Source organism: Legionella waltersii, assembly GCF_001468085.1.
GTDB classification, from domain to species: Bacteria; Pseudomonadota; Gammaproteobacteria; order Legionellales; family Legionellaceae; genus Legionella; species Legionella waltersii.
Map to the genome: position 1 here is coordinate 78,645 of NZ_LNZB01000041.1, position 23,958 is coordinate 102,602.

A 23,958-nucleotide genomic window follows, 5' to 3' on the forward strand; every position below is an offset into this window, starting at 1 on the left:
CCTATGAATTTTGATTATCAAACAGTGATACAACAATTTAGTCAGTACATTTGGCCAATGATTCGTATTGGAGGATTGTTGCTTACTCTTCCTGTTTTATCTTCTGGTCTACTACCTACCCGCATCAAGTTGTTATTTATGATTACATTGAGTTGGATGTGTGTGTCCTTTGTCCCTGTTGAATTATCGTTTGATAAATTTAGTGGTGTGTATTTAGTGTATATCGCTCAAGAGTTACTTCTAGGTATGTTGATGGGATTCGTGATGCAATTAGTTTTTCAAGTGTTTATTTTGGGCGGTCAAATTATCTCAATGCAAGCTGGTCTGGGTTTTGCGGTGATGGTTGATCCTGCTAGTAGGGCGAGTGTTCCTCTTGTTAGCCAATTATACATGATGATGACCACCTTGATTTTCTTGTCTTTAAATGGACATCTCTTCATTATTGAAAGTTTATTGGATAGTTTTAAGCAAATGCCCGTTGGGAAGCTCTCGGTTGATACAGCCATGGTTTGGAGTGTCATTAGTTTTTCAGGATGGATGTTTAAGGAAGCGGTGCTCATTTCAATTCCAGCGATATTGTCATTGCTCATAGTGAGTTTGTCATTTGGAATCATGACTCGTGTGGCACCTCAATTAAACGTATTTTCTTTAGGATTTCCAATTACTTTGTTGATGGGATTTGTCATTATTAAAATTGGATTAGCAACCTTAGGAACACAAATCACTGAAAGTATCGATTATGGACTGAACTTTATTATTGGGATGTTGCGCTGATGGCAGATGACGATAATTCACAAGAAAAAACCGAACAACCCTCGGAGAAACGTTTAAAAGAATCGAGGGAGAAGGGCCAAGTTGCCCGATCAAAGGATTTTAATGCAACGGTTATTTTATTGATGACCACCCTCGGCCTTTTTATTTTTGGTAAACAACTTTCTATCCAGCTTGCATCAATGATGAAGTGGTCTTTTGAGTTCGATAGGTTGGTTTTATTAACGCCAACCATGGCCTTTGAGCGCTTGTTTTTTCTAGCTACTAAAGGATTCTTGGCACTGGTTCCTTTTTTAGTATTGGTATTTATTGTATCCCTTTTGGCACCTTTACTTGTAGGTGGTTGGATTTTTAGTGGTCAATCCTTGCAGCCTAAGTTTTCTCGCTTAAACCCTCTGAAAGGATTTAAGCGAATGGTATCGGTAAAGGGTTTTGTTGAAATGATTAAAGCGTTTCTCAAATTTGCCTTAGTCGCTGGAGTGTCAATTGTCGTATTGAGGATGCAAATTCCGCAATTGCTCTCTTTGGGCGGTGCATCTATAGAAACAGCAGTGGCATCAGGTGCTTTGATTCTCTTGAAGTCATTCCTATTTATCTGTTCAAGTTTAATTTTAATTGCTGTCATTGATGTGCCTTTTCAACTGTATGAGCACAGTAAGTCCATAAAAATGACTAAACAAGAATTAAAGGATGAATACAAGGAAACGGAAGGAAAACCAGAAGTTAAAAGTGCAATCCGTCGCGCTCAACATGAAGTTGCTAAACGACGAATGATGAGTGAAGTACCTAAGGCAGATGTTATTTTGACAAACCCTACTCATTATGCAGTTGCAATTAGTTATAAGAAAAATGGTAAGCGTGCTCCCGTTGTGCTTGCTAAGGGTAAAAATCTGGTGGCTTTTCAAATTTCTAAAGTTGCCAGCACTCATAAAATTCCGATTATCTCTGTACCTCCATTGGCACGCGCGGTTTATTTTTCTACAAAAATTAATGCTGAAATTCCAAGAGGACTTTATGTAGCAGTGGCTCAGGTACTGGCCTATATTTTTCAGCTACGCGATAAGCAAAGATACGATGCTAAACCGGAAATATTACAGAATGTACCAATTCCGCCTGATCTTATGCGCGAAGCAGAGGAGGATGAAGAATGAATAATGCACTCTATTATTTGCAGTTTTTAATGCGACAAGGGTTTGGAACTCCTTTGATGTTGATCGTGATGATCAGCATGATGATGTTGCCTTTGCCTCCTTTCTTGTTGGATATATTCTTTACTTTCAATATTGCTCTGTCTTTGGTCGTATTGTTGGCTGTCATTTATAGTGAACGTCCACTCGATTTTGCAGTATTCCCAACAGTGATTCTCATTGCAACCTTATTAAGATTAGCGTTGAACGTTGCTTCTACACGCGTTGTTTTGCTCAATGGCCATCAAGGCACTGATGCAGCTGGTCAAGTGATTAAATCGTTTGGCGAAGTTGTGATAGGGGGCAACTACACAGTTGGTATTGTGGTCTTCATTATTCTCGTGGTTATCAATTTTGTCGTGGTCACAAAAGGTGCTGGTCGTGTCTCAGAAGTAAGTGCTCGTTTTACATTAGATGCATTACCTGGAAAGCAAATGGCTATTGATGCGGATTTAAATGCCGGACTAATCAATCAAGAGCAAGCTATTAAACGCAGAACAGAAGTGGCTCAAGAGGCTGATTTTTATGGTTCCATGGATGGTGCGAGTAAATTCGTACGCGGAGATGCTATTGCGGGGATTTTGGTGCTCATTATTAATATTGTTGGTGGATTAATCATCGGTGTCTTTCAATTTAATATGAATTTGAATGATGCCTTACATAACTATGTGTTATTGACTGTAGGTGATGGCTTAGTAGCCCAAGTCCCCTCATTGCTCTTATCTACTGCAGCAGCAATTATTGTAACTAGAGTTTCTAGCGCGCAGAATATGGGCCAAGCAGTGATCAATCAAGTACTGGCGAATCCCCGATCTTTAATCATCGCTTCTTCTATTATTGGTTTGATCGGCATCATTCCAGGCATGCCGCATATTGCATTCATTATTTTGTCTGCTGGTCTTGCTGGAATCGCGTATTTGTTTATACGCAAAGAAAAAGAAAAGAAAAGAACTCAAGAAGTAACGCAGACTGAATCCATTCCAACTCCTGATCCAGCTGCTGCAGAATTATCTTGGGATGATGTAAATCCTGTAGACGTCATCAGTTTGGAAGTTGGCTATCGTCTAATTCCTATGGTTGATAGTGCACAAGGAGGTGTATTGTTAGCTCGAATTAAGGGAGTGCGTAAAAAGATCTCCCAGGAGCTCGGATTCTTAATCCCCACCGTCCATATTAGGGATAATTTAGATTTAAAACCAAATCATTACCGTTTGAGCTTGGCTGGGGTGGTGATGGGGGAGGCTGCAATTCACCCTGACAGGTGGTTGGCTATTAATCCTGGCCAAGTGTTTGGGGATTTGGATGGTATACATGATCATGATCCAGCATTTGGGATGGATGCCATTTGGATTATGGAAAACCAGAAAGAACAAGCAAATACTTTAGGATATACCGTTGTTGATGCATCAACGGTGATTGCTACTCATTTGAGTCAAATACTAGAACAAAATAGCCAACAATTACTTGGCTACGAAGAAACCCAGCAGCTTCTGGATAAGTTAGCAGTAAACTCACCTAAACTAGTGAAAGAACTCGTGCCTGATAATTTACCTTTAGGGGCAGTAAGCAAAGTGCTTCAGGGCTTGCTTTATGAACATATTCCTTTGACAGACATTCGTACTATAGTCGAAACATTGGCGGAATTTGCGCCAAAATCGAAGGATTCTGATTATTTAGTTAGCCAAGTCCGAATAGCTCTATCACGATTAATTACTCAAAAAATCAGTGGCTTGCATGAAGAGTTGCCAATCATTACCTTAAAACCAGAATTGGAACAATTATTGCACAATAGTATTCAGAATAGTGGACCAAGCGGTATCAGTTTTGAACCTGGTATGGCTGATAAGATTCAGCAATCTCTGATTCACTTCTCGCAGCAACAACAAGAGAAGCAAGAAAGCTCAGTCTTAGTGGTTCAGCCTGGGATTCGTTCGGTGTTGGCACGATTTGTGCGTACTATATCAAACGATTTCCATGTTTTGTCTTATCAGGAAATTCCTGATAACAAACAAATACGCATAGTTGGAACAGTCGGTTGAGGTGAAAAGAGTTCACTGAAAGTTAAAGAAATTGAGGACTGTAGGCAGGAGGCATTATGAAACTAAAACGTTTTGTCGCAGCAGATACACGCACTGCGATGCAACAAATTAAGGCCACTTTCGGTCCTGATGCCGTTATATTATCCAGCCATCATGTTGAGGGTGGAATCGAAATTGTTGCCGCCATTGATTTTGATGAAACCATATTGTCTGCTGAAGCGGCTGTTGCTGTTGCTGAACCCCCAAGCCAAGTGGATAAGAATGCAAACATGACTCCTTTGGACGATATGCGCCAAGAAATTTTGACATTAAGAGGAATGTTAGAGGCTCAGCTACGCGGAAATGTGGGAATAAATGAACCCTTGCATTCCGTTATGCTACAAAAATTGCTCTATTTAGGGGTAAGTCATAAAACAGGCAATTTATGGGCACGATCCGTTAAGCCTGATCTCAATGAACAAAGAGCATGGCAATCCATTTTAACATTAATGACAGAACAACTCCCTATCAAAGAATCCCAACGAATAGAGGAAGGTGGCGTATTTGCTTTTGTTGGCCCTACAGGTGTTGGTAAAACAACAACTCTAGCTAAGGTTGCGGCACGGTTTAGTTTGCGTTTTGGAGCAGATAAACTGGGTTTAGTCACTATGGATACCTACCGAATCGCAGCACAAGAACAGCTGGTTTTATATGGCAAAATTTTAGGTGTCAAAGTTTGTGTAGCCCAAGATGAAGTCGCTCTTGCTAGGGTTTTGCGTCAGTTAAGTGATAAAAAATTAATCCTAATTGATACAGCAGGGATGAATCCTTCGGATGAACGAGTGATTACACAAATGAATGCATTGAGTTCTCATTTGCAATCCATTACCAAAGTATTGGTTTTAGCTGCAACCAGTCATTATCAAGTATTGATTGATGCCGTTAAACGTTATCAGGCCAGTGAGGTGGATCAGTGCATAATCACCAAACTAGATGAGTCAATGGCTATAGGCGGAGTAATTAGTGCAGTCATTGAATCAGGATTGGCGGTGAGTTATTTAACCAACGGCCAACGAGTTCCTGAAGACATCAAAATTGCTACTCGTCACCAACTTGTTGAGGTGTTTGCTCAACAAGAGATTAAATTGTCCCAAGAAGAAAGGGACATTAGCAAGAGAAACCTGCTTGTTAGGAGAGATTATTATGTCGAAACTTAGCAATAGTATTAAAGATCAGGCTGCTGGATTAAGAAATTTAAACCGCACTAAGCCTGTCAAGGTGATTGCTGTGACCGCTGGAAAAGGCGGTGTAGGCAAAAGTAATGTCTCTGTGAATCTAGCAGTGGCACTATCTCAGCTCAATAAAAGCGTGATGCTTCTTGATGCAGATTTAGGCTTGGCCAACGTGGATATCATGTTAGGATTGCACACGAAGTACAATTTATCGCACGTGATTCAGGGACAGTGCCATCTTAGCGACATTATATTGCATGGTCCAAGCAATATTCGAGTAATACCGGCATCCTCCGGGACAGAGTTTATGACCCAATTAACCCCAACTGAACATGCAGGAATTATTGATGCGTTTAATGAGTTAACGGATGATTTAGATTATATGATCATCGATACTGCAGCAGGAATTTCTGAAACTGTACTGAGTTTTACTCGCTCTTCTCAAGAATTGATCGTAGTCGTTTGTGATGAACCTACTTCTCTGACCGATGCCTATGCTTTGATTAAAGTAATGAGTAAACGTTATGAATGGACTCATTTTCACATTTTGGTAAACATGGTGAGAAACCTGAAAGATGGAAGAGAGTTGTTTAATAAATTGTTTCGAGTATCTGAGCAATTTTTGGACGTTCAACTCAATTACTTAGGTACTATTCCATTTGATGAGCATATTCATAAAGCAGTAAAGCAACAAAAACCAGTATTATTGTCATATCCAGAATCACCTTCATCTCATGCTTTGAGGGAAGTAGCGGATACCATCAATCATTGGCCATATAAGCCAGCACTAGGCGGAAATACCAGTTTCTTTTTAGAAAGATTAGTGACAGGAGAATTTTAAAATTCTTCACTATACTTATTATGAAGCTGTAATGAGTTTGTTTTAGATTTACTACTTTAACAATAATAATTTTATGCTGTTATTCTTAGGAGAGTAACGTGGATGCTTTAGCGGCATACAGCAAAGTAAATCAACAAGCCCAAGAAGCCATGGTTAAAACTCATGCGATATTGGTTAAGAGAATTGCACATCATTTGATGGGTCGATTACCACAAAATGTGCAATTAGATGACTTAATTCAAGCAGGGATGCTAGGTTTGCTTGAGGCTGCGAAACATTATGACTCGAGTAAAGGAGCCTCGTTCGAAACCTATGCAGGGATTCGAATCAGAGGGTATATGCTCGATGAAGTCAGGCGCAATGATTGGGTTCCGCGCTCTGTCTATCGTAATTCCAGAATGATCAGTGAAGCTGTCAGGAATTTGGAAAATCGATATGGACGAGAAGCTAAAGATTCCGAAATTGCGGAAGAGCTTGGCCTTTCATTAACTGAATACCATAATATGTTGCAAGACTCAGTAGGTAGTCATTTGTATGGCTTTGATGACTTAGGCGTAACTGATGATGTTCTTTACGATGAAGATGTTGGCGCTGCCAATGAGCCGCATGTCAACGTTTTGCATTCAGACATGTTAAGTCATTTGACACAAGTCATTGATGGTCTACCACAGAAAGAGAAGCTGGTTCTTTCTTTGTATTATGAGCAGGATTTGAATTTAAAAGAAATAGGCGAAGTAATAGGGGTAAGTGAATCCAGAGTTTCACAAATTCTTACTCAAGCGACACACCGCATTAAATCGCGGTTACCGGAATAATAAGAAGAATGGATCCATTGAGTGTATTAGGACTATTATTGGGATTTGTGGCTATTATTGTCGGCCAAATGATTGAGGGTGGTGATATCCATTCCTTATTGAATTTCCCTGCCTTGCTTATTGTGCTGGGTGGAACTTTCGGGGCAGTTTTAGTCCAAACACCAATGCCTACCTTTAAGCGTGCATTCGTAATATTGCCTTGGGTCATTAAACCGCCTTATTACAATTACGATGAGTGCCGGGGTTACTTGGTTGAGTTATCTAAAAAAGCCAGACAGCTTGGCTTATTGTCATTAGAACACCAAATCGAAAAAGAAGAGAACCCATTAATCCAGAAAGGATTGGAGTTATTAGTTACTGGCGTTGATAAAGTCACCTTAAGGCAACTTTTAGAAGCAGAGCTCTCTCGGAATGAATCTTATGATATACATGCGGCAAAGGTATTTGAGAGCATGGGTGGATATAGTCCAACGATTGGCATTTTAGGCGCAGTTCTAGGTCTAATTCAGGTTATGCGTAATTTGGCTGATCCAAGCCAATTAGGTTTGGGCATTGCTGTAGCCTTTGTAGCTACCATCTATGGGGTAGGTTTTGCGAATCTTGTTTTTTTGCCAGTAGCCAATAAACTTAAAAGTTGCGTTTTGCAAAAATTGCATTTTGATGAAATGATTATTGAAGCGCTGGTTGGAATGGCAGGTGGTGAAAGCCCCAATATGCTAAAAATTAAATTAAATAATTTTGGGCACCATAAACAAAATGAAACACAAACCTCATAAAACAGAAGATCATGAGGACAGCCACCGCTGGGTTGTGTCTTATGCGGATTTTATTACCCTACTGTTTGCCTTTTTTGTTGTCATGTATGCCATTTCCTCAGTGAATGATTCAAAATACAAGTCCTTGTCTGAAGGAATGAAATCGGCCTTTAACCAAAAAGACAAGAACAAAGCCACCCAATCAACAGACAATAAAAAGGATGGTCCAGAAGTTCATAAAACAAAAGGCACCTACAAGGATGGTTTGGATGATCTCAACAAATCGTTATCGGATATAGAAGATGGTAGCTATAAAATTAATAGACAAGAGGGTTGGGTTGAAATCGATATTAAAGCTGAAGCTCTATTTGATTCTGGAAGTTCGGATATAAAAGCAGTCGCATTAATTAAATTAATGCAAGTAGCTGGTAAGATTAAAGAATTACCATTTCCTGTTGTAGTTGAAGGCTATACAGACAATATTCCAATTAACACGCCCCAATTTCCTTCTAATTGGGAACTGTCTGCTTCTCGAGCAGCAACTGTCGGGAGAATTTTAAATGGTTTTGGAATTACCGCTAATCGAATACTCGTAACCGGTTATGGCGATCAATACCCAATTGCTGATAACAGCACCGAGAGTGGACGAAACCAAAATAGGCGTGTCAGTATTCTTATTACTAAAAGTAAAAAGGTCGAGAGAATATTTAATCCAGATTTTAATCGTATTCGTGCAGCGGCTATTGTGATAAGTCATTAAAAGTCTGTATTATCAACTAATAAGGATTAAAAAGGACAATCCATGATTAATATCATTCTGAGTTTGAATGTCATTGTATTAGTGTTTGTAATCAATTTTTTACTTTTACACAGAAAGCGAATTATTGAGTTGCAGGAAAGGGCTAGTTCGTTAGAAAAAACGTCAAATCAAATCAACAAAGATCATCCGATGCTCATCAATGCGGATTTGTTTTTTTCAAAACAAATCAAAGAAATCACTCAACAATTAATTAGTATGGACAATCAGATTCAGGAATTAGCCAATGTAAGACAAAATGATGGGGCCTATGAACATGCTCTACGAATACTAGAGATGGGAGGATCCCGTGAAGAGATTGTTAACAGTTGCCATTTGTCGAACGCTGAAGCAGATTTGCTGATGAATCTGCAGGCTTATAGAACAGCCATCAATCAGCAAACCTAGCGTTTAAACTTAAATTTACCCTGGATACGAGCCTTGTTTCCTTGTAAAATCTCCTTTTTCATTTAAAAGTGATGCTTATGCTCGAAGTGAACCAAATTAATTTAAGCTTATTAGACCTTCATGATCGCATTAAAGCCCTTCGGGGGTATCTTTGACTTTGAAGGTAAAAGCGAGAAGTTAGAAGAAGTTGTTCGCGAATTAGAGTCCTCTAGTGTTTGGGACAATCCTGAAAGAGCTCAGGCATTAGGTAGAGAGCGTACCCAACTTGAAACAATAGTTCATAACTTAAGAGATTTAAGTCAATCTATAATTGATTTGCGTGACTTATTTGAAATGGCACGTGAAGAAGGCGATGAGCAAACCATCAATGATGTTGGGCAAGAGTTAAATACTATAGAACAAAAAGTAGCTGGTTTAGAGTTCAGGCGAATGTTCTCAGGAAAAATGGATGAATCCAGTGCCTATTTAGATATTCAATCGGGATCGGGTGGTACAGAGGCGCAAGATTGGGCTGAAATGCTTTTGCGTATGTATTTACGTTGGGGTGAACAACATGGTTTTACTACTGAACTGATTGAATGTTCGCCGGGAGAGGTTGCTGGAATTAAAAGTGCTACCATTCAATTTACAGGTGAATATGCTTTTGGATGGTTAAGGACCGAGACAGGTGTTCATCGCTTAGTCCGTAAATCGCCTTTCGATTCAGGAAATCGTCGACATACTTCATTTGCCGCAGTATTCGTTTCCCCTGAGATTGATGACGACATTGAGATTGAAATTAATCCTGCTGATTTGAGAATTGATACTTACAGAGCTTCAGGAGCAGGTGGACAACACGTTAATAGAACAGACTCAGCAGTGAGAATAACTCATGCTCCAAGTGGCATTGTTGTTCAATGCCAAAATGATCGAAGTCAGCATAAAAATAAAGATCAGGCGATGAAACAATTACGTGCAAAATTGTATGAGCTTGAAATGCAAAAGAAAAATGCAGAGCAACAGGCACTAGAAGCTACCAAATCGGATATTGGTTGGGGTTCACAGATTCGTTCCTATGTGTTGGATCAATCTAGAGTTAAAGATTTACGTACCGGTGTTGAAACCAGTAATACACAAGCTGTATTAGATGGGGCATTGGATCAATTTATTGTAGCCAGTTTAAAGGCAGGAGTAGGGCAACATGACTGAAGAACATTTGGATGAGAGTGAAGTTTATCATATCCGTAAACAAAAATTAGCTGAACTTAGGGAGAGTGGTTTCAATTTCCCAAATCAATTCAGACGGAATAATTTGGCAGAAGATTTAAACGAATCTTATTCTGAAACAGATAAGGAATCGTTGACCAATCAAAAGGTTAAAGTATCCGTGGCTGGACGAATTGTATTGCGTAGAATTATGGGTAAAGCTAGTTTTTTCCACATTCAAGACGTATCTGGAAGAATACAGGTTTATCTCCGTTCCAACGATTTACCTGAAATCTATGAACAATTTAAACATTGGGATCTAGGCGATATCGTCGGAGTTAAAGGTGAGTTATTTAAGACAAATACTGGCGAACTCACCATTAATGCAGAGGAAGTTGAGTTGTTAACAAAATCATTAAGACCATTGCCGGATAAATTCCATGGTTTGACTGATCAAGAGTTGAAATACCGCAAGCGTTATGTGGATTTAATTGCTAATGAAGAGAGCCGTAAAACTTTTTTAATTCGTTCACGGTTAATTCGTGCATTTAGAGAGTTCATGGACAGCAATCAATTTCTAGAAGTAGAAACGCCCATGATGCATCCTATTCCAGGCGGTGCAATCGCAAGACCCTTTATTACCCATCACAATACCCTCGACATGACGATGTATTTACGTATAGCCCCAGAACTTTATTTAAAGAGATTGGTAGTTGGTGGTTTTGAACGAGTGTATGAAATCAATAGAAATTTCCGTAATGAAGGAATCTCAACTCGCCATAATCCAGAATTTACGATGCTGGAGTTTTATATGGCTTATGCTGATTACAATGACCTCATGACTTTCACTGAAAAATTATTTCAGTACTTATGTGATCATGTTTTGGGCTCACGAAAAATGGAGTATCAGGGACAAGAGCTTGATTTTGATAAGCCGTTTGCTCGCCTCAGTGTTAGAGAAGCGATTTTAAAGCATCATCCTGAAATCAATGCAAAACAATTGGAATCCGTTGAAGATTGTAGAGCCATTCTTAGTAAATTAGGTTTACCTTATAAAGAGAGTGATGGCGTTGGCAAGCTGCAAATGACCCTATTTGAAGAAACGATCGAGCATCAATTGTTCCAGCCCACATTTGTTACAGAATACCCTACGGAAATATCACCGTTAGCAAGACGTAGTGATGATAATCCAGATGTAACGGATCGTTTTGAGTTCTTTATTGCTGGCCGAGAAATTGCTAATGGGTTTTCAGAGCTTAATGATGCGGAAGATCAAGCCGAGCGTTTTCGTAAACAGGTCGAGGATAAAGACGCAGGAGATATGGAAGCAATGCATTTCGACAGCGATTATATTGAAGCGCTGGAGTATGGTCTGCCTCCAACTGCAGGAGAGGGTATAGGAATTGATAGATTGGTCATGTTATTTACAGATTCCCAATCCATTAGAGATGTTATATTATTCCCTCAATTAAGGCAGTAGTCTTGGAGTGTCTGATCGGTAATATTTCTCTCAGGATGAGAGGCGAGGAGTAGACCGTTGATTGCCATTCGCAGGATTGTTTAAAAGGATGAGGACGGATGATTACAGGGATGTTGAGAAAGGGAATTCTCTATATTAAGGGGATCCAGGATGTAGGTTTATTTGCTACCATGGGCTATTCAAAGTGGTTTGCTGCATTTACTGGAACCCCATTGTTTTATGTCATGCTTCCATTTATTGGCGTATTGATGACCTTTTTAGCCATTATCAATGCGTATGAGTTAGCCACATCTAACAATAAAAACTTCGACGCTTGGTTCAATTTTATTTTTTCAGTGATAGCAGCAACGTGTGCGAGTGTCTCTTTGTATGGGACCGCGATAGCGACAGCGATGGGCATTACTTTTGCAGCGGGGCCATGGTTCTTTTTAGCCGGTGTATTATCTGGGGCAATCCACCAAAGTGTGATGTTAGCTCTCAATTTGTACAGGGCTTATGAATCTCGTGACGAATTAGCTCAGCGCTCTCATTTTATTCAGTCGGCATTGAATAATTTGTTTATCCTTGGGTTATTGTTGGCTATTACAGGAGCAATTACCTTTGTCCTGCTTACCCCAATAGCCCCTATTGTTGGTTCAATTTGTGCTTTTACGGCGGTTTCATTAACCACAGCTGATATTTTTTGGCATCTTACTCCTACGGTCTGGAAAAACTACATTAAAAATAAACTTGGTATTGTGCCTATAGATAGCAATATCTCCAATATCGGTCATGAAATGCATGCACCAGCAACAGAGCAAGCAACAATAAAGACAGCAAATGATACTACAAAACCATCTATTGCTAATCACCAGCAAAGATTGTTTTCCTATCCTGATTTGAGTGAAATAATTAAAGGTATGGATCAAAAAAGGGCTGAACAATATATTCGTAAATTGATAACGAATAAAATACAAGCATTAACGAGTAGAACTGCAGAAAGTGATAAGAATGCCCAAAAATTCTGTTTACTAACAGACGTGTTAGTGGGCTTGGATAATCATCAAATGATGAGTAAAGATCATGCCTTAGAGAATTATCCAGAAGCATTTCAGAGTTTTTGGGCTGAAGTTGGTGAAGTAGAGCAATTATTTAATGCCACTATGAAGTGCATTGGAAACAAATCTTTTGACTCAGAAGAGCAATTGGACATTGGACTAGCATAAACACGGCTGCAGTTTATACGCAGCCGTCATGATAAGTCATAGAGATTATTTGAGCTTAATTATGGACATGGGTGTGGCTATTGTGGCTATTGTGGCTATTGTCCATCCCCATTCCCGTTGGGTTAGTATGAACTCTTGTTGATGGGGGATGTTCGTGTTGACGACCGCTACTGGGATAGCCATGGACGTTACCTGATATAACAACTCTTTCTGAAGGGAAAAACGTAGGGAAAGGCGTGTATGAAGGTGGATAATGCGCACCAGTATATACCGATGTAGTTCTAGGGTAGGTGTAACCGCTACTACTCCCCGTACAAAATATAAATGGGAGTAAACAAACTGCCCCTAGAGCAATTAACAGCATAGGGCCAAGTATAAATGGAGCGATAGGTGCACTAGCTGTTGCACCAACAGCAAAACCTACAGCCGTAGCTGCGCTAGCTTTATACATAACTGCACCGACTATACCAGCGGTAATAACTGCTGCGGCGGTTAAGGCACCTAGGCATTTTAATAAAAAGTAATAATTAGTATTTTCGTTCTCTTTTTCAACTCTTGACTTCATGGTCTACCTCATTTGGTTTATGTATCTCCTAAAATCATACAAACTCAATGCAACAATGAATTCGATATGATTTACATCCTCAGGATAAAATTTGAGCGATGGCATTGTACCTGATCAATTTTGAATGTGGTATCAATTTTTATTCAAAGCGAATGTAACAGGACTTACGAAAAACCCCAAGGTCGAGGCAAAAGAACTTTTTAATGAGGGAGTTTAGATGGACTAAATGACCGAATTAAAAAGTTCTTTTAACAAAGAGATTGGGGTTTTTCGTAAGTCCTGTGGAAATGAAGTACAGGAAAAAGACCTAAGTCTTACTGTGAATAGAGCTAGTTATCCGCTCCCTCACGGTCTCGGCGCTGATTATTTTCATGGATCCAACCGAGGCGCGACCGTGAGGGAGTGGATAAGGAAGCGCGAACAACACACAGCATCCAACAATAAATAGCGATAAATCTAGCGAGAGCTTATACTATTTAAATATTCATTAAAACTCTTAAGCGACTGATTTATTTGAACTAATACATAATTTGCATGAGCTATAAATAACTGGGCAGAGCTATTCTCTCTTATGTGTGTTATTCGTATATCTTCGAGGAAGGGTAAAGTGGATTTTTCTGTTGTGGATAATTGTTCAATTAAGCGATTTATATTCACTTCAGTTTGTTTGATTTTTAACATAAAATCAGTTTTTTGATGCTCTGAAAACTCATTATTTCGGAAAGAGTAAATATTTATTAGAGCCAGTAACTGATGGCTGGAGATACGTAACAGTTCAATCAGGTGCTTGAATTGCTTATTTCTTTTGTGGTGTAAAATGAGAGAGTAGCTAATGTGGATCGATTGATTTAATAGTAGGTCTAACTCCATCATTATTTGAGTCATTAAGCTGGGCATAAGGTGTGGTGTTTCAAGAAAAGCTTGCATATAGGATCTAAGTTTTTCGAAGTAATTTATCAACAGTTGATTAGTATCAGGTTTCCTGGAAAAGAAAAAATAGCCGATAACTAAAGCTACAGTAGCTCCTAAAATGGTATCAGCAATTCGCTCCTCTAAGAGTTCTGAAGTCCAACCACTAAGCAAACCAAACAAAAAAACCACAAAAGCAGTCATTGAAAATAGTGATAGAAGCTGGGAGCTGATTGTAAAGAGTAACGAGAAATAAAGAAATGAAATTAGGCAGATAAAATAATACACTGGCATGGGGGGTAAGACAAAATAGAGTAAGGTCGCTGTCACTCCTCCAAGAATAGTCATGCTTATTCGCTCAATTGACCTTTTAATACTTTCACCCCAAGTTAATGAAGTTAGGCCCATAGCTGTTAGCGTAGCCCAATAACCTTTCTCAACTTTAAACAAATAACAAAGTGTTTCTGTGATAAATAGGGCTAGTGCTGTTTGTAAGGCGAGCTTTGTGTTTTCACGCATCAACAAAGCCCCCTCTTAATAACTGTTCGATTTGACTTTTCATCAATTCAAAACAATGGCTTACTTGGATTAAAGGACTAATCATTTCAGTCTGATCCATTTTTTGATGAACAATCATTGGCATCATGTTTATCAAAGTCATTGAATCCATTGTAGATTTAAATGCGATGTTTCGTTTCGATGATAAATAAGATAATGCATTCAGAATCTGGATGCTGTTGGCATGCACTGCTTCATTCATATCAGGTGACAAGTGGACTGTATTGATTCTATTTAAACTGTGTACCAGCATTGCATAAACATTAACTAGTGCATAAGAAATTTGCAGCACTTTTAACTGATGTGGTTTATTCCTATTCAATTGAATCGAATCGAGCAGGCGTTGATTTAAGGATAATAACGAATACATACGTTTTTCCAATCGCTGGCAAATCCTATAAACATCCTTTTTCATGTTTTGCTTTTCGAAATTCGGAGACATGAGTTCACTTATTCCCTGTCCTAGCAATAGGAAAAGTTTTTTCTTATTGTTTTGAAAAAGGGTCAAAGGATCAGGAGGTGGAAACAGAAAAAGAATGAAGGGAATTGATACACCAAATCCGTATAAAAATGATAATAGGGGTGTTGTAAAATTGGAAAAATCTTGAGTTGGTAGTAGAGTAGCTATAAACCCCAATAACCAGATCATAAAAGGAGCTGGGCTTCTTTCTAAGACATAAGATTTACAATAATTTACTGTAAATCCTAGTCCGGTCAAAAAGACTATGGTCAATAGCTCTGAGTTTTTAACAAAATATCCGAGATAAAATACACTAATAAAGAGTAAATCATAAATGATCATCTGATACAAACGTAACAAAAAAGGAGTCGCTGAAACGGTTTGTATCGACATACCAGTGCATATAGCTGCTAATAATTGCAAGCCAAGAGTTTCATTTCTCAATAAAAATAAAGTAATGAGAATCCCTAAAATTGTTTTAGATGCCTGCTTGAAGGCAGGGATTCCTGGTGAGAGATCTAGAAGATAATGCCTTAAGTTGAGTATGATATTCAAATGAAATTCCTTATCATCATTATCACAAGCCAAATTTTTCTATTTATAAATTAATTACTTATACGATTAAATTTCTAAGCAATGACCTCTGCTCCCTTCAGTCGCGGTTCAGTTTTGAGCTCTATTCACCGAGCCGCGACTGTGAGAGAGTGGATAACATCGCTAGGTAAAAGACTAAAATTAACCATCCATCTAAAAGCGGTATCTCCGACTCAAAACGGTTTCATAACCATCAGATAAAACACGACTATCAAGCTAATAAAGGCTGGCCATCCTAAAATAAACCACCATTTAAAGTAAACATGATACATTTCAGGTAATTCTGAATCGGTTTGAACAGCGACCATGGAAAGATCCCTAAGTTTTATCTGCAAATACACAACAACAAACCAACATATTGCTGCTATTAAATAACCTAGGATGCTTCCTAATATCCATAATGAACCTAAGGGATATCCTGCAATATACACCATGAGCAGACCGCTTATGGGTTGTATTGCTCCTGATGTACCAGTAAATATCCAGTCCACTATAACCACGTATCGATTGATAATGGCCATTGCTGAAATGTTGTTGCTGTAATAGCCATATAGCATTACCGTAGCAGTGCCTAAACCTGTTCCGAATAGAATTGTGGAACTAATAATATGAACTAATTTAAGCCACAAATACGCCATGAACTTACTCTTAAATACTGGGTAAATACTGGGGACGGACCCTACTGGGGTCCGTCCCCGTCCTGTACAGTCAGCTAAATGCTGCTAAATAAATGCTGGGGACGGACCCCAGTGGGGTCCGTCCCCATCCTGAGCTCTCCATCCTGAGCTCTGAGCTGTCCCCATCCTGAGATGTCACTTGTAAAAGACCATAAAAGCAAAAATACCCTTATCTACTAAAACTTCAAAGGCTTTCCAACCGCTTTTAGTTGCTCTATTTCGAAAGGAGTCGATGGTTTCAGGGAAGTCTCCAGATCGCGGATGTTCCATGCGTGTTGCCAGTTCCTCATCCGTCATGTCTGGGTGAGTAAAGTGAATACGGGCTTCTAGTTTATCCAACCATTCGTCTCTACTTTGATTGACTTCCAATACGCCATCTATCATTAACAGTTGACCATTGGTATTTAATTTGCTTTTGCAAACGTCAATAAACTCAGATTTTTCTTTTTCTGATAAATGATGTATGGCATAACTGGTATAAATCAAATCAACGGGTGTATTGATTGTCTTTATCGCATCCATCATATCATTGCAAATATACTCTTTTTCACAAGGTATACTTATTGCATTTAATTTTGATAGCTCTAGAACATCAGGAGCAGCATCAATACCGATGTATTTCTTGATGGAGCTATTTTTCAGTACAGGAGATATAGCACTACTATCTCCACAACCGACATCGACTAAAGTAAAGCTGCGGTTGTGATAATGCGTAGTTAAAAACTCATTAAGGCTCGACATCATTTCTTGATGGCAAAGTAAATTTTTATTAATGGAATTTTTGTATTTTTGCCAGTTTGCATTGAAATACATACTGGCTTCATTCTGTTTAAAATCGGTCATCTAATTATTCATCCCAGGTTAAAGTGCCTCCTGCTTGATATTCAATGACGCGTGTTTCAAAAAAGTTCTTTTCCTTTTTAAGATCAAGCATTTCGCTCATCCAAGGGAAAGGATTTGCTGCGCCAGGGAATTGATCAGCTAAACCGATTTGGTTGAGGCGGCGGTTAGCTATAAAATGCAGATATTCTTCGAACATATCGGCGTTCATCCCGAGTATACCATGAGGCATGGTGTCTTTTGCATATTGATATTCCAATGCAACACCCTCTAAGATGAGATGAATGATTTCATTTTTGAACTCAGGCGTCCATAAATCTGGATTTTCAATTTTAATTTGATTGATGACGTCAATTCCAAAATTCATATGCATAGACTCATCACGCAAAATATATTGAAATTGTTCTGAAGTACCGACCATCTTATTGCGTCGGCCCATCGATAAAATCTGTGTAAACCCGACGTAGAAAAAGATCCCTTCAAAAACAACATAAAATGCAATGAGATCGCGCAGTAAGCGCTGATCATTTTCAGGTGTACCGGTATGGAAGGTTTCATCACCGAGGCTTTGTGTAAAGGGTAAAGCCCAGGCTGCTTTAGTAGAAACAGAGGGTACTTCTCTGTACATATTAAAAACTTCGGCTTCATCCAGTCCTAAGCTTTCGATAACGTATTGATAGGCATGGGTATGTAACGCCTCTTCGAAAGCTTGACGCAATAAATACTGTCTGCATTCAGGATTGGTAATATGCCTATAAACTGCCAATACTAGGTTATTGGCTACTAATGAGTCTGCTGTAGAGAAAAACCCTAAATTACGTTTAATAATGAGGCGCTCATCTTCAGTGAGGCCATTGGGATCTTTCCATAATGCAACATCGGCACTCATGCTTATTTCATTCGGCATCCAGTGATTTGCGCAGGCTGTTAGGTATTTATCCCATGCCCATTTGTATTTAAAGGGGACAAGCTGGTTCAAATCAGCCCTACAGTTAATAATTTGTTTATCGTCTACATGTATTCTTGCTGCACCCATTTCCAGTGCTTCGAGACCTGTCGCTCCCACTCTTGTGGCAGCGACTTGCTCTAGAGAATTATAAGTTGACATAGGATTCTCCTTTTATTGGCATGCTTCGCAGTCAGGGTCAGTGATCAAACATGCTTTTGGTTCTGTATCAACAATTTTGACCGCATTGAGTGCACCATCAGTAACCGTTGATTTTTCAGCATTACTTGCACCTAAACTTCTCAAGTAATAAGTGGTTTTTAAACCGCGAGTCCACGCATGCATGTAGAGCTGATCTAGTTTTTTACCAGATGGTTGAGCCATGTATATGTTGAGTGATTGGGCTTGGTCAATCCATTTTTGACGTCGAGATGCTGCTTCTACAAGCCAAATAGGATCAATTTCAAAGGATGTTGCGTATCTGTTTTTCAATTCAGCAGGGATACGACTGATTGGTTGAACGCTACCGTTGAAATATTTCAGATCATTGACCATCACTTCGTCCCATAGATTCAGTGCTTTTAAATCAGCAACTAAATAGGGGTTTATCACTGTAAACTCACCAGATAGGTTCGACTTTACATACAGGTTTTGATAAGTGGGTTCAATAGACTGTGCTACGCCGCAAATATTGGAAATCGTTGCAGTAGGCGCAATAGCCATTACGTTTGAGTTACGCATACCTTGGGTTCGCACTTTAACTCGTAAAGGTTCCCAATCCAATTTTTGTGATCTATCTTGTTCTAAGTACTTATTTCTAGATTGTTGCAGTAAATTAATAGAATCGATAGGTAGTATGCCTTTGCTCCATAATGATCCTTCATAAGTCGAGTAGCTGCCTCTTTCTTTCGCTAAATCACAAGAAGCCTCGATAGCATAATAGCTGACTAGTTCCATGGAGGTGTCTGCAAATTCAACAGCCTCTTTGGAAGCATAATCCATTTTCAATTCATACAATGCATCTTGGAAGCCCATTATACCTAGACCGACTGGTCTATGTTGAAGGTTAGAGTGGCGAGCTTGTGGTACTGAATAATAGTTAATGTCTATGACATTATCCAGCATGCGAACAGCCGTTCTAATCGTTTGTTTGAGTTTCTCTTTATCCAACTTGCCATTTTTAATATGCGCAGGAAGATTGATACTACCCAAATTACATACTGCGATTTCTTCATTGGAGGTATTCAGAGTGATCTCTGTGCATAAGTTAGAACTATGTACTACTCCAACGTGTTGTTGAGGAGAGCGCAAATTACATGGATCTTTGAACGTCATCCAAGGATGTCCAGTTTCAAACAGCATGGACAGCATTTTGCGCCATAATTTAACTGCTGAAAGTGTTTTTACATTGCGGATAAGTCCTTGGCGTGCTTTTTCTTCGCACTCCACATAAAGTGTTTCAAATGCTTTACCGTATTGATCATGTAAATCAGGTACTTCATCGGGTGAGAATAAGGTCCAATCTCCTTCCTCACGTACACGTTTCATGAATAGGTCGGGTATCCAAAGTGCAGTATTCATGTCATGAGTACGGCGGCGATCATCGCCAGTGTTTTTTCTGAGCTCTAGAAACTCTTCTACGTCGCGGTGCCAGCATTCGAGATAAGCACAGACAGCTCCTTTACGTTTGCCGCCTTGGTTAACTGCAACAGCAGTGGCATCTGCAACATTCAAGAATGGAACAACCCCTTGAGATTTACCGTTAGTTCCCTGGATATGTGCGCCCATTGCGCGAACAGGAGTCCAGTCATTACCAAGACCACCGGCGTATTTAGACAGTAGAGCATTGTCTTTAATTGCGCTGTAAATGCCATCTAAGTGATCAGGAACGGTGGTTAAGTAGCAGCTGGATAGTTGGGGTCTAACTGTGCCTGAATTAAATAGAGTAGGTGTTGAGGACATGTAGTCAAAAGAGGACAACAACTGATAGAACTCAATTGCTTTTTGTTCTTTGTTTTGTTCACGTATTGCTAGCCCCATTGCTACTCGCATAAAGAAAGCTTGTGGAAGCTCATAACGAACACCATGCTCATGAATAAAATAACGATCATAAAGGGTTTGTAGGCTTAAGTAGGTGAACTTCATATCGCGTTCGGGCAATAAAGCTTTGCTAAGCTTATCTAAATCAAAATCAGCCATTTTAGGCTCAAGCATACCTTGAGCTATTCCCTTTTGAATATAGGCTTTGAAGTACGAAGGGTACAGTGTAGCCATTTCATCAAAGGTTGCATCGGATTTTATTTTAAGTTTAGTTAGAGCCTCCATTCGCATACTATCTAACAAGAGTCGTGCACTAACAAAGGTGTAATTTGGTTCTTTCTCAACCAATGCACGAGCTGACATAATGAGTGCTTTATGAACGTCTTCGAATTTTGCTTGGTTGTAAAGATTGCGCAAAGCATCTTTAATGACAGGCTCAGCTTGAACATTGTCTAAATTACGGCAAGACTCGTTAACAATTGTATTGACTCGTTCCATGTCTAAGGGTTCTACTTCACCATTAGGCATTGTAATTAAAAGTTCTTTGCTGTCCTTCGGACGTTGTTTGACTTCTTTTTCACGCGCTTGACGACGCTCTTCACGATATAAAACATAAGAACGCGCAACTTTATAGTGCCCACTGCGCATCAGTGCAAGCTCAACTTGATCTTGTATGTCTTCGATGTGAATTGCACCACCTGCAGGTAGGCGTCGCTTAAACACTTGCGAAACTTGCCGAGTTAGCTCCTCTATTTGTTGGTGAATGCGGTCTGAAGATGGTGCTGTACCACCTTCATCTGCAATAAAAGCTTTAGTAATGGCAATCTTAATCTTTGTGTCGTCATAGACAACCACTTTACCATTACGCTTGATTGTTTTAAGAGCGCCTGGTGCATTTGAGTTCAATTCCATTTGACTGGCTAGCGGTATATCCATTACCGGCTCGAGTATCTCGGACATTTTTCCTCCACGTAGTATGTATTTTTCAACAGTTGTGTGAAGCTTGTTCTACTGTTGATTTAAGTATAGCAAAAAACCCTATATATTGGGTTTTTATTGGGTGTTAATAACAAGATAATGTGTTTTTGATGCTTGGTCAATAGAATAATTTGGGATTAATTTGTGGATAACTTGTGAGTTAAAGTTTAGTAGACGCGATTTATATCCTTTTTACAATGATTGCATCACTAACATTGGAAAAACCATGTACATTTAGTTTAAAATGATTAAATTTAGCATACAGTTGGCTGGAGCTTCCACCGTCTAAATTAATAGCATTGGTACAATAGAGTGGATGAGACTTCATAATAGCGGCAAGTTCTTTAGTGGTCATTGCGGAATTATTAGAAACCAGAATAATTACTTTATTGTCTTCGGTAATCCCTAAAGCAGTTCGATCTGCTACTCCGGGTTTGAGTGAAGGGATTCGTCCGTTAATCAGTAATCGAGGTCCACTTTGCACGGCGAAATCGATGTCATTCGAATACTGAAAATGTCGAACATTGGTTATGTATGGCAAATTGTCTTTGATGTAAAAAATCCCCCACCAACTGATTCGCTTCATAGGGTTAAGTTGAACTTTATTAGCAATTCTTAATCCGAGTGGTTTAAATTCATGATCAAAAAAACCACCGTTTATGCTCAATAACGCTTTGCTAAATTCTCCAAACTGATCGGCGGATGCATTCTTTTGAGCAAGTTTTTTGGCTGTCAGTAAGGCAAATTTATTTTTATTTAAATCAATGCGAAACACATAAATATGGGACCATGGGTTTAAAACACCCCCCTGCAGATCTTGATACTCTAATCCAGGACTTAGTTCATGCCATTGATTGTTTGAATGTGCATTGAATGAAAGCATCATGCATAAGCATAACAAAAACCAAGTGCGTATTTTTAACTTGATTTCAGGATAAACATTGGTTTGATAAGACATGTTATTGTATCCTTATGTGCATTATTCTTCACAATGGAATCTTATATGCAAACTACAACGCAAAATAACAATAGTGCAGTATACAAGTCAACAACAGAATTCTCCAGAGTGATAGATGAAGTGTTGGCCTTGGCTAAGCGAGAAGGTGCCTCTAGTGCTTCAGTAGCAGTTAACTATGACAAAGGGTTTTCAGCGGATGTGCGTATGAGAGAAGTGGAAACGGTCACATTTAACGAAGACAAGGGGGTTGGTTTAACAGTGTATTTTGGTCAACGAAAAGGATCTGCAAGTAGTACTGATGTTTCAGCACATGCTTTGGAATCATTAGTCAAAGCGGCTTGTGACATAGCACAAGTGAGCGCAGAAGATCCCTGTTTTGGATTGGCTGATAAAGAGTTACTCACCAATCAATACCCTGATTTAGATTTATATCACCCCTGGGATCTTAAGCCCCAAGAAGCCATTGAATTAGCGTTGGAGTGTGAGAAATATGCATTATCTCTGGATAAACGCATAACCAACTCAGATGGAGTGAGTGTGTCTTCCTATGAATCTCACCATGGCTATGCCAATACTAATGGAGCTAGAGGGTTTATCCATACCACTAGACATGGAATTAGCTGTTCAGTAGTAGCTCAAGAGGGTGAGGATATGCAACGGGATTATGACTATACTACTGTGAGAAATGCTAAAGATTTGGTGAACCCAATGTTTATCGCTAAACAAGCCGTTGATCGAGCAGTTAGTCGTTTGGGTTCTAGACAAATTAAAACGCAATCAACACCAGTATTGTTCTCTTCAAGGGTTTCTAGTGGATTATTGGGTAGCTTTGTGAGTGCAATCAGCGGATCAAATTTATACAAAAAGAATTCATTTCTCCTAGATACAGTTGGACAGAGATTATTTCCTGATTTTGTTCGGATATATGAACAACCCCACCTAAAGGGTGCTCTAGGAAGCTCGCCCTTTGATGGAGAGGGAGTGCCGACTCGTGAAAATGTTCTGGTTGAAAATGGACAATTATTGCAATACGTTTTAGGAAGTTACTCTGCCCGAAAAATGGGCTTACAAACGACAGCCAATAGTGATGGTGTACATAATTTAACGATTGATCCAAACTGTGGGGGTTTTGAGGAAATACTAGGGATTATGGGTACTGGTTTACTAGTAACAGAATTAATGGGACAAGGTGTAAATGGTATTACAGGTGATTACTCAAGAGGTGCAAGTGGTTACTGGGTTGAACAAGGAAAAATTCAATTTCCAGTCGATCAAATTACCATTGCCGGAAATCTTAAAGAGATGTATCAAATGATAAGAGCTGTGGGGAGTGATATTAATCCCAACATACCTACTCGCTGTGGATCCCTATTAATTGATAAGATGATGGTAGCAGGGGAATGATCGGGGCCTGTTGGGCCTAGGCCCAACCTGCTTTATCATTAGCCTTTGTCTCTGAATATGATACGACCCTTTGTTAAGTCATAAGGTGTTAATTCAACTTTAACTTTGTCACCGGTTAAAATTCGAATGTAGTTTTTACGCATGCGGCCTGAAATGTGCGCGGTTACAATATGTCCATTTTCCAGTTCTACCCTAAACATGGTGTTAGGTAATGTGTCGATGACTGTACCTGCCATTTCAATATGATCTTCTTTCGCCATAGGTCTCTCAATGATGTGTCTTATTAAAATAATGTGAAATAGTGCACTAAAATTGCAAAAATGGCAATGCACGCTT

At 39.2% G+C, this 23,958-nt stretch carries 23 protein-coding genes; 14 read left to right on the forward strand and 9 right to left on the reverse strand.

The genetic code is table 11. The features are described 5' to 3' along the window. Positions 1-3 precede the first annotated feature (3 nt). From fliR to Lwal_RS09070, 12 genes are all read left to right on the forward strand, one after another. On the forward strand, positions 4-774 hold the full coding sequence (gene fliR, locus Lwal_RS09015; protein ID WP_058480472.1) for a flagellar biosynthetic protein FliR: 771 nt from the start codon (positions 4-6) through the stop codon (positions 772-774). Further along, on the forward strand, positions 774-1,922 hold the full coding sequence (gene flhB, locus Lwal_RS09020; protein WP_058480473.1) for a flagellar biosynthesis protein FlhB: 1,149 nt from the start codon (positions 774-776) through the stop codon (positions 1,920-1,922). The genes fliR and flhB overlap by 1 nt, the downstream gene beginning before the upstream one ends. Next, the gene (flhA, locus tag Lwal_RS09025; RefSeq protein ID WP_058480474.1) at positions 1,919-3,997 is read left to right on the forward strand and encodes a flagellar biosynthesis protein FlhA; all 2,079 of its coding nucleotides are present in this window, start codon (positions 1,919-1,921) and stop codon (positions 3,995-3,997) included. Before flhB ends, flhA begins: the two co-directional genes overlap by 4 nt. Before the next feature lie 56 nt (positions 3,998-4,053). After that, positions 4,054-5,193: a flagellar biosynthesis GTPase FlhF gene (gene flhF / locus Lwal_RS09030; RefSeq protein WP_058480475.1), complete on the forward strand. Its 1,140-nt coding sequence runs from the start codon at positions 4,054-4,056 to the stop codon at positions 5,191-5,193. After that, positions 5,180-6,049 carry a MinD/ParA family protein gene (locus Lwal_RS09035; protein ID WP_058480476.1) on the forward strand — a complete coding sequence of 290 codons (870 nt, stop codon included), beginning with the start codon at positions 5,180-5,182 and terminating at the stop codon, positions 6,047-6,049. The genes flhF and Lwal_RS09035 overlap by 14 nt, the downstream gene beginning before the upstream one ends. Positions 6,050-6,147: 98 nt before the next feature. Next, positions 6,148-6,864 carry an RNA polymerase sigma factor FliA gene (locus Lwal_RS09040; RefSeq protein ID WP_058480477.1) on the forward strand — a complete coding sequence of 239 codons (717 nt, stop codon included), beginning with the start codon at positions 6,148-6,150 and terminating at the stop codon, positions 6,862-6,864. Positions 6,865-6,872: 8 nt separating this feature from the next. Then, entirely contained in the window at positions 6,873-7,640 is a 768-nt protein-coding gene (locus Lwal_RS09045; protein ID WP_058480478.1) for a flagellar motor protein, read from the forward strand. Continuing rightward, positions 7,621-8,379, forward strand: a complete 759-nt coding sequence (locus Lwal_RS09050) for a flagellar motor protein MotB (protein ID WP_058480479.1) — start codon at positions 7,621-7,623, stop codon at positions 8,377-8,379. Before Lwal_RS09045 ends, Lwal_RS09050 begins: the two co-directional genes overlap by 20 nt. Before the next feature lie 42 nt (positions 8,380-8,421). Next, entirely contained in the window at positions 8,422-8,823 is a 402-nt protein-coding gene (locus Lwal_RS09055) for a DUF2802 domain-containing protein (RefSeq protein ID WP_058480480.1), read from the forward strand. Positions 8,824-8,900: 77 nt separating this feature from the next. Beyond that, a protein-coding gene (gene prfB, locus Lwal_RS09060; RefSeq protein ID WP_133141220.1) for a peptide chain release factor 2 occupies positions 8,901-10,011 on the forward strand; the annotation gives its coding sequence in 2 pieces (ribosomal slippage) (positions 8,901-8,975 and positions 8,977-10,011; 1,110 coding nt in all). Then, entirely contained in the window at positions 10,004-11,488 is a 1,485-nt protein-coding gene (gene lysS, locus Lwal_RS09065; RefSeq protein WP_058480482.1) for a lysine--tRNA ligase, read from the forward strand. Before prfB ends, lysS begins: the two co-directional genes overlap by 8 nt. A 98-nt stretch (positions 11,489-11,586) precedes the next feature. Continuing rightward, positions 11,587-12,693: a hypothetical protein gene (locus tag Lwal_RS09070; RefSeq protein WP_058480483.1), complete on the forward strand. Its 1,107-nt coding sequence runs from the start codon at positions 11,587-11,589 to the stop codon at positions 12,691-12,693. Positions 12,694-12,748: 55 nt separating this feature from the next. On the opposite strand, the gene Lwal_RS09075 is transcribed toward Lwal_RS09070, so the two are convergent. After that, the gene (locus tag Lwal_RS09075) at positions 12,749-13,258 is read right to left on the reverse strand and encodes a hypothetical protein (protein ID WP_058480484.1); all 510 of its coding nucleotides are present in this window, start codon (positions 13,256-13,258) and stop codon (positions 12,749-12,751) included. Positions 13,259-13,484: 226 nt separating this feature from the next. On the opposite strand from Lwal_RS09075, the gene Lwal_RS09080 reads away from it, so the two are divergent. Then, complete coding sequence (locus tag Lwal_RS09080) at positions 13,485-13,706, forward strand: hypothetical protein (RefSeq protein WP_058480485.1); 222 nt, start codon at positions 13,485-13,487, stop codon at positions 13,704-13,706. A gap of 8 nt (positions 13,707-13,714) precedes the next feature. Here Lwal_RS09080 and Lwal_RS09085 read toward each other — a convergent pair whose 3' ends face one another. From Lwal_RS09085 to Lwal_RS09115, 7 genes are all read right to left on the reverse strand, one after another. After that, positions 13,715-14,686 carry an FUSC family protein gene (locus Lwal_RS09085; protein ID WP_058480486.1) on the reverse strand — a complete coding sequence of 324 codons (972 nt, stop codon included), beginning with the start codon at positions 14,684-14,686 and terminating at the stop codon, positions 13,715-13,717. Next, positions 14,679-15,740 (reverse strand): hypothetical protein, encoded by a 1,062-nt coding sequence (locus tag Lwal_RS09090; protein WP_133141221.1) that lies wholly within the window; start codon positions 15,738-15,740, stop codon positions 14,679-14,681. The genes Lwal_RS09085 and Lwal_RS09090 overlap by 8 nt, the downstream gene beginning before the upstream one ends. 212 nt (positions 15,741-15,952) lie before the next feature. Further along, positions 15,953-16,417 (reverse strand): DUF2269 family protein, encoded by a 465-nt coding sequence (locus Lwal_RS09095; RefSeq protein ID WP_058480488.1) that lies wholly within the window; start codon positions 16,415-16,417, stop codon positions 15,953-15,955. 174 nt (positions 16,418-16,591) lie between these two features. Continuing rightward, the gene (locus tag Lwal_RS09100) at positions 16,592-17,299 is read right to left on the reverse strand and encodes a class I SAM-dependent methyltransferase (RefSeq protein WP_058480489.1); all 708 of its coding nucleotides are present in this window, start codon (positions 17,297-17,299) and stop codon (positions 16,592-16,594) included. A 4-nt stretch (positions 17,300-17,303) separates the two neighbouring features. Continuing rightward, the gene (locus tag Lwal_RS09105) at positions 17,304-18,404 is read right to left on the reverse strand and encodes a ribonucleotide-diphosphate reductase subunit beta (RefSeq protein ID WP_058480490.1); all 1,101 of its coding nucleotides are present in this window, start codon (positions 18,402-18,404) and stop codon (positions 17,304-17,306) included. A 12-nt stretch (positions 18,405-18,416) separates the two neighbouring features. Then, the gene (locus tag Lwal_RS09110) at positions 18,417-21,242 is read right to left on the reverse strand and encodes a ribonucleoside-diphosphate reductase subunit alpha (RefSeq protein ID WP_058480491.1); all 2,826 of its coding nucleotides are present in this window, start codon (positions 21,240-21,242) and stop codon (positions 18,417-18,419) included. A 199-nt stretch (positions 21,243-21,441) separates the two neighbouring features. Next, a complete protein-coding gene (locus Lwal_RS09115) occupies positions 21,442-22,218 on the reverse strand; it encodes a phosphodiester glycosidase family protein (protein ID WP_058480492.1) in 777 nt (258 codons plus the stop codon). 45 nt (positions 22,219-22,263) lie between these two features. On the opposite strand from Lwal_RS09115, the gene pmbA reads away from it, so the two are divergent. Then, complete coding sequence (pmbA, locus tag Lwal_RS09120; RefSeq protein WP_058480493.1) at positions 22,264-23,622, forward strand: metalloprotease PmbA; 1,359 nt, start codon at positions 22,264-22,266, stop codon at positions 23,620-23,622. 38 nt (positions 23,623-23,660) lie between these two features. Here pmbA and infA read toward each other — a convergent pair whose 3' ends face one another. Then, positions 23,661-23,882, reverse strand: a complete 222-nt coding sequence (infA, locus tag Lwal_RS09125) for a translation initiation factor IF-1 (RefSeq protein WP_035890790.1) — start codon at positions 23,880-23,882, stop codon at positions 23,661-23,663. Positions 23,883-23,958 lie beyond the last annotated feature (76 nt).

What these genes read in the sequence shown, in the direction of transcription:
- lysS (WP_058480482.1), top strand. Translation starts at nt 10,004, where the DNA reads ATGACTGAAGAACATTTGGATGAGAGTGAAGTTTATCATATCCGTAAA.
- flhF (WP_058480475.1), top strand. Translation starts at nt 4,054, where the DNA reads ATGAAACTAAAACGTTTTGTCGCAGCAGATACACGCACTGCGATGCAA.
- Lwal_RS09095 (WP_058480488.1), bottom strand. Translation starts at nt 16,417, where the DNA reads ATGGCGTATTTGTGGCTTAAATTAGTTCATATTATTAGTTCCACAATT.
- Lwal_RS09045 (WP_058480478.1), top strand. Translation starts at nt 6,873, where the DNA reads ATGGATCCATTGAGTGTATTAGGACTATTATTGGGATTTGTGGCTATT.
- infA (WP_035890790.1), bottom strand. Translation starts at nt 23,882, where the DNA reads ATGGCGAAAGAAGATCATATTGAAATGGCAGGTACAGTCATCGACACA.
- Lwal_RS09075 (WP_058480484.1), bottom strand. Translation starts at nt 13,258, where the DNA reads ATGAAGTCAAGAGTTGAAAAAGAGAACGAAAATACTAATTATTACTTT.
- Lwal_RS09105 (WP_058480490.1), bottom strand. Translation starts at nt 18,404, where the DNA reads ATGTCAACTTATAATTCTCTAGAGCAAGTCGCTGCCACAAGAGTGGGA.
- Lwal_RS09100 (WP_058480489.1), bottom strand. Translation starts at nt 17,299, where the DNA reads ATGACCGATTTTAAACAGAATGAAGCCAGTATGTATTTCAATGCAAAC.
- Lwal_RS09110 (WP_058480491.1), bottom strand. Translation starts at nt 21,242, where the DNA reads ATGTCCGAGATACTCGAGCCGGTAATGGATATACCGCTAGCCAGTCAA.
- flhA (WP_058480474.1), top strand. Translation starts at nt 1,919, where the DNA reads ATGAATAATGCACTCTATTATTTGCAGTTTTTAATGCGACAAGGGTTT.
- Lwal_RS09035 (WP_058480476.1), top strand. Translation starts at nt 5,180, where the DNA reads ATGTCGAAACTTAGCAATAGTATTAAAGATCAGGCTGCTGGATTAAGA.
- pmbA (WP_058480493.1), top strand. Translation starts at nt 22,264, where the DNA reads ATGCAAACTACAACGCAAAATAACAATAGTGCAGTATACAAGTCAACA.
- Lwal_RS09085 (WP_058480486.1), bottom strand. Translation starts at nt 14,686, where the DNA reads ATGCGTGAAAACACAAAGCTCGCCTTACAAACAGCACTAGCCCTATTT.
- fliR (WP_058480472.1), top strand. Translation starts at nt 4, where the DNA reads ATGAATTTTGATTATCAAACAGTGATACAACAATTTAGTCAGTACATT.
- Lwal_RS09055 (WP_058480480.1), top strand. Translation starts at nt 8,422, where the DNA reads ATGATTAATATCATTCTGAGTTTGAATGTCATTGTATTAGTGTTTGTA.
- Lwal_RS09080 (WP_058480485.1), top strand. Translation starts at nt 13,485, where the DNA reads ATGACCGAATTAAAAAGTTCTTTTAACAAAGAGATTGGGGTTTTTCGT.
- Lwal_RS09070 (WP_058480483.1), top strand. Translation starts at nt 11,587, where the DNA reads ATGATTACAGGGATGTTGAGAAAGGGAATTCTCTATATTAAGGGGATC.
- Lwal_RS09115 (WP_058480492.1), bottom strand. Translation starts at nt 22,218, where the DNA reads ATGTCTTATCAAACCAATGTTTATCCTGAAATCAAGTTAAAAATACGC.
- flhB (WP_058480473.1), top strand. Translation starts at nt 774, where the DNA reads ATGGCAGATGACGATAATTCACAAGAAAAAACCGAACAACCCTCGGAG.
- Lwal_RS09050 (WP_058480479.1), top strand. Translation starts at nt 7,621, where the DNA reads ATGAAACACAAACCTCATAAAACAGAAGATCATGAGGACAGCCACCGC.